A 4,672-nucleotide genomic window follows, 5' to 3' on the forward strand; every position below is an offset into this window, starting at 1 on the left:
AGCCCTCCTCTACGCCGGAAAACCCAACTGGAATCTACTCGCCACCATCACACCCCGCTGAAATCCGATGAGCCGGTAATCGGGCATGTGCAGACGCTCACCCGAATACTCCTCGGGGGAACGGACGTCGATGAGGCGGCCGCCGCCGCCGAGGTGACCCATAACATCGTCCCGAAAGGCCCGGATGACCGTGTCGTCGCGGGGGACCACCGGGTAGTCAACGGGCGGCCGAACGGGCTGGTCCGTCGTCAAAGGACGGCCTTCCTCTACCCACTTCTGGCGGCCACCATCCATGATCCGCGTCACCGGATGACCAAAGAGTTCGAACACCCACAGGGCATATGCCGCCCACCAGTTGAAGTTGTCCCCGTAGAAGACGACCGTGTGATTTCGACCGATTCCAGACCGCGTCATCAAGGAGGCAAACTGCTCACTGTTGAGGTAGTCGCGCCTCAGGGAGTCATTCAGGTCGGCCTGCCAGTCGACCTTCACGGCACCTTCGATGTGCCCCGTGTGGTAGAGCAGCACATCCTCGTCCGACTCAACGATGACGACCGTCGGGTCGTCCAGGTGCTGAGACACCCATTCGGTGGAAACCAACTTGGCCGGATGAGAGTATTGCGACATGTTTCTCCGTTGATTGCGTCCAGAACCACTCTATATCCTATCTAAGTAGTTGATAGAGAAATGTGAGAGATCCGGGGCAACGGGCCGTTGGCCGCTCCGCTCTCCCTGATCTCATTTCGAGAACGATGGCGTACCATCACCCATATGAGTCTTCCGATTCGCCTTCAACGCATCGTCGAACTGTTTCGGTCGGCACCCAAGGACATTCGTATCCAGGCCCTCCTCGACTACTCGCAGCGGGTCCCGCCTCTCCCGCCCCGTCTGGCCGATGACCCCGGCCTCGAGCAGGTCCACGAATGCCAGACCCGGTTCTTCATGGCAACTGAGCTCTCAGACGACGGCACGGTGCAGATCTACTTCGACTGCCCGCCGGAATCTCCCACCGTACGTGGCTACGCAGGGATCCTCCTGGAGGGCCTCAACGGAGAATCACCGGACGCCATTCTGTCGGTGCCGGACGACTTCTATCGCGGCATCGGCCTCGAAGAAGTCGTGACGCCGCAGCGACTAAGAGGAATGGGCGCCATCGTGGCGCGCTTGAAACGGCAGGTAGCCGACCTGGCCGCCCGCGACGCATAAGAGCGAACCCAACGCTACTTCGGCCCCATCCTGCTCCGGCGTCGAGGCGGATCACCTCTCCGTTGAGCATCGGGTTTTCGGAGATGGGCATGACCGGCGGCTCGGCGGCAGCGCAACCGGTGATTCCTCGGATGTCAGTTCGTTTCGTCGTCGACCTCTTCGAGGAAGTACGACTCCTCCCGCCCTCTGCGAATCCATTCCTGGAGGCTGTGAACACCTCGCTGCCACCGCGGTGTGGCGGGCGGGATGTGTTCAGCGCTCTTCAACTCGGGGCGCTCCTCGAGCAGCTGCCGGCGATAGGCTTCAAATGCGAAGAGGTCGCGCTCATCCCCCTCGGTAACCGGCTCCTGGTCCTCAACAGCATCGGGCCCAAACACCGACTCCTTTGCGATATCGGGATCGATATTCTGTTGGAAGAAAGGCTGCTCCGTCGACGCGCCCCCGACAATGGGTTGAGCGTCGGGTTCTTCGCTTGGTGGAGGCGGCGCAGCCGGCTCCACCCCGACGACACCGTCTACCACGGCATCCAGTTCAAAAACCGTCTCCCCCACCAACACCCCACCATCAACAAGCGGGAGGAGGGCGGCCATCTCGAGCTGGGCGACACGATCCTCGAGCAGCTTCCTACGCTCCAGCTCAAAGGCATAGCGTTCCTCTGCGCGCACCGCCCGCTCCGTCGCCTCGGCCAGCCGGCCACCGGCTTCATGGAGATTCCCGAGCTGTTCGAGCATCTTCTCCCAGGCACTCCGCGGAACAGCCACCGCCGGCTCCTCAGTCGAATGGCCATCGACCTGGGACTGCAGAACAACCTCAATGAGAACACCCTCAGCACGATCAGAGGCTTCTCGCAAAGCCAGCCACTCCTCAGGTGCACAGACATCGGAGACATCCTGGTGGTCGTCGACCGTCATCGGGGCCCCATCCTCGCTCCGGCGTCGAGGCGGATTACCTCTCCGTTGAGCATCGGGTTCTCGAAGACAGCGATCACCAGGTGCGCAAAGTCCTGCGGTGTACCCAACCTCCTGGGGAAGACGTGTACCTGTGCGAGTGCATCCTTCAACTCCTGTGGGGCGCCTGCCAGCATCGGTGTATCCATGATTCCCGGTGCGATCGTGTTCACGCGGATCCCGGCACTCGCCAGATCACGTGCCAGAGGCAGAGTGAGCCCGACGATTCCGCCTTTCGAAGCGGAGTAGGCCGCCTGGCCGATCTGGCCCTCATACGCCGCGATCGATGCAACGTTGACGATCGCACCCCGCTCGCCACCCTCGTCGGGTTCGTTGTTGCCCATCTCGGCGGCCACTCGGCGGACGACGTCGAAGAGCCCGATCAGGTTGACCTCGATAGTGGATTTGAAGAGATCGAGTGGAAAGAGCTCGCCGTTCCTGGCGACCACCCGGTGGGCGGTGACGACACCCGCCGCGTTCACCAGGAGGTTGAGCTTGCCGAAGGCACCGAGCGCGGCTGCCACCGCCTGCTCGACCTGCACGGTATCCCGGACGTCGGCGGGCACGAATACTGCATCGGCGCCCAGACCGGCGGCCACCGATGCACCGTCCGAACCCGGCAGGTCGAGGATCGCTACCTTGGCCCCGCGTTCCACGAGTGCTTCTGCCGCCCCGCGCCCCAACCCCGACGCTCCCCCCGTGATGAATGCCACGGACCCGTCGATACGCACGCTGCGCCTCCATCTCGCTCTTGGTGGGACGCTACCACCCCAAAGATCTGCTGAGATGGCGGGTGCATGAATGCCATCGGAATGTTTGATTCAGGGGTCGGCGGTCTCTCGGTCCTCAATGAGGCTCGCCGGCTCCTGCCGCGCAGCGACATGATCTATCTCGCAGACCAGGGCTACGGACCGTATGGAGACCGCACTCTGGAAGATGTGCGTGGTCGGGCAGATCGCGTTACCCGGGCTCTCATCGAAGAAGGGGCGGCCATGGTGGTGATTGCCTGTCATACCGCCTCAGCCGCCGCCCTCCACTACCTCCGAAAGCGACACCCGTTGCTGCCGATTGTCGGGATCGAGCCGGCGGTGAAGCCGGCCGCAGAACGAACCGAGACTCGCACGGTCGGCGTCCTGGCTACTACGGCGACGTTTCAGGGTGAGCTGTTCTCGAGCGTCGTTTCCCGTTTCGCCGCCAACACCAGAGTGATCGCCAGACCGTGTCCCGGCCTCGCCGACCTCGTCGAGTCGGGTGCCGACGAGTCGGTGGTCGAGCAGGCCTTACTCGACCACCTCAGGCCGTTCCGCGACCGAGGGGTCGATCAGATCGTGCTCGGATGCACCCACTACTCGTTTCTCGGTGAACTCATCGCCCGCATGTCCGGCGTTGACGTGGTCGACCCCGCCCCTGCCGTTGCCACACAAGTTGCCCGGGTCGCGACAGTGAACGGACTCAACGACGGCGGCACCGGTGAACTGAGGGTTCTCACGACCGGCGACACCGCCCGATTGCAGGTCAGGGTGGCCACACTGCTCGACCCGGCAGTGACCATCGAGAGCTTCGCCCTCTAAGTCCCGCCCTGGACCACCCGCAAGTACTCGAAGACGCGGAGGATCTGTTCCTCGGTCAAGGTGTTGCGAAATGCCGGCATCCGACCGAGCCCCGATGTGATGGTCTGAATCAGATAGGCGTCCGGCTGGCCGGCCACTTCGCTGCCCGCCCCCAACGCCGGCCCAACGCCTCCGGACAGATCACCGGCGTGGCATCGACTACACAGTGCTGAGTAGATCTCCGGGCCCGAGGCATCGACTTCGAGACTGGTGGTGCAACCGGTCAGCAACATGACAACGAGAACCAACACGATCGTTTTCATCGCTCTCAGCTTTCCGCCAGGAATACGCCTGCTTCATACAATATCGAGACCACCACCCCGGCGATCATCACCCCCAACGCGATGAGGGCCAGCGCTTTGCGTCGCTGTACTCCGAACACGAAGGCCGCCAGCGAACCCGACCAGGCTCCGGTAATGGGAAGCGGAATCGCCACAAACGCGATCAACGCCAGATCGCGGAGCCGATCAAACCTCGTCGTGTGTCGCCTACGCGTATGCGCAAAGAGCTTCTCGAGAAACCGATGCAGCCAGGACCAATGCTTCTCCGCCCACGCCGTGACGGGTCCCAGCAACCAGAGGATGAACGGGACGGGCAGAAGGTTGCCGAGCACCGACCAAAAGAAGGCCGGTACGACACTCCACTCGAGAACCCCTCTGGCGAACGGAATCGCCAGTCTCAGCTCGGTGATCGGCAGTGCGGCGAGCAACACCACCGCCAGGGGTTCGGGTATTGGCAGACTCTCCACCCATTGCTGAACTGCTTCTCGCACGGGCCGAGAGTATGGCAGGTCTCAGCCATCGCGATAGTTGCAGCGGGTAATGTTTGACGGCACTGTCGCCACCGGGTGAATACTGACCCTTTATCACCGCTCGAATTTTGACCCCCTCCTGGTCGGGTCCACCACTG

General features: G+C 62.6%; 6 protein-coding genes and 1 pseudogene. 2 read left to right on the forward strand and 5 right to left on the reverse strand.

Going from position 1 to position 4,672, the window contains the following annotated elements:
* Positions 1–75: 75 nt before the first annotated feature.
* Positions 76–627 (reverse strand): annotated as a pseudogene (locus P1T08_18260) (rhodanese-like domain-containing protein).
* Positions 628–771: 144 nt separating this feature from the next.
* Between P1T08_18260 and P1T08_18265 the strand changes: the two are divergent.
* The gene (locus P1T08_18265) at positions 772–1,206 is read left to right on the forward strand and encodes a SufE family protein (protein MDF1598020.1); all 435 of its coding nucleotides are present in this window, start codon (positions 772–774) and stop codon (positions 1,204–1,206) included.
* Between the two features lie 134 nt (positions 1,207–1,340).
* Here P1T08_18265 and P1T08_18270 read toward each other — a convergent pair whose 3' ends face one another.
* Together P1T08_18270 and P1T08_18275 are read right to left on the reverse strand one after the other, a co-directional pair.
* On the reverse strand, positions 1,341–2,117 hold the full coding sequence (locus tag P1T08_18270; protein MDF1598021.1) for a hypothetical protein: 777 nt from the start codon (positions 2,115–2,117) through the stop codon (positions 1,341–1,343).
* Positions 2,114–2,884, reverse strand: a complete 771-nt coding sequence (locus P1T08_18275; protein MDF1598022.1) for an SDR family NAD(P)-dependent oxidoreductase — start codon at positions 2,882–2,884, stop codon at positions 2,114–2,116. Before P1T08_18275 ends, P1T08_18270 begins: the two co-directional genes overlap by 4 nt.
* 66 nt (positions 2,885–2,950) lie before the next feature.
* Between P1T08_18275 and murI the strand changes: the two genes are divergently transcribed.
* Positions 2,951–3,724, forward strand: a complete 774-nt coding sequence (gene murI, locus P1T08_18280) for a glutamate racemase (GenBank protein MDF1598023.1) — start codon at positions 2,951–2,953, stop codon at positions 3,722–3,724.
* Here the strand turns inward: murI and P1T08_18285 are convergent.
* Positions 3,721–4,026, reverse strand: a complete 306-nt coding sequence (locus P1T08_18285; GenBank protein MDF1598024.1) for a cytochrome c — start codon at positions 4,024–4,026, stop codon at positions 3,721–3,723. The genes murI and P1T08_18285 overlap by 4 nt on opposite strands.
* A 5-nt stretch (positions 4,027–4,031) precedes the next feature.
* On the reverse strand, positions 4,032–4,535 hold the full coding sequence (locus tag P1T08_18290; GenBank protein MDF1598025.1) for a small multi-drug export protein: 504 nt from the start codon (positions 4,533–4,535) through the stop codon (positions 4,032–4,034).
* Positions 4,536–4,672: the final 137 nt, after the last annotated feature.

Source organism: Acidimicrobiia bacterium, assembly GCA_029210695.1.
Taxonomy (GTDB): Bacteria; Actinomycetota; Acidimicrobiia; order Spongiisociales; family JAHEDJ01; genus JAHEDJ01.